Here is a 444-nt window from a genome sequence, read left to right on the forward strand (position 1 = left end):
GGACGTGATGGGCGTGCGGTCGTTGCCGTACCTCGTCGGCTGCCGGGTGATCGCGAGCGTCCTGGTTCTGCCGGCGCTGTTCGTCACCTCGCTCGGCATCTTCTTCGTCGCCAGCAAGCTGTTCTTCGTCGACCTGATGAGCTCGGTCTCCGCCGGCGGCTTCAACTACATCCTGTTCCTGTTGCAGAGCCCGCGTGACTTCTTCGTCGCCGTCCTGTGGGGAACGGTGACCGGCTTCGTCATCACCGTCGTCGCCAGCTACTACGGCTACAACGCTTCCGGTGGCCCCGTCGGGGTGGGTCGCGCCACAGCCCAGGGCATGTTGGTCAACCTCGTCCTGATCAGCGTGATCGCCATGATCCTGGCCCAGGTCTTCTACGCCAACGTGCTCACCGAGGCCTTCGGTACCTGACGCCGGGTCTCGCGGCGCCGACCCCTGCTCCC

Annotated in this window: 1 protein-coding gene; it reads left to right on the forward strand. The window is 65.5% G+C overall.

The window, feature by feature from the left end; translation table 11 throughout:
• A partial coding sequence (locus ACOADB_RS04625) for an ABC transporter permease (RefSeq protein ID WP_378596756.1) occupies positions 1–412 on the forward strand: 412 nt, incomplete at its 5' end.
• Between the last annotated feature and the right edge of the window lie 32 nt (positions 413–444).

It is taken from the genome of Nocardioides sp. CPCC 206348 (assembly GCF_048654705.1).
GTDB lineage: Bacteria > Actinomycetota > Actinomycetes > Propionibacteriales > Nocardioidaceae > Nocardioides.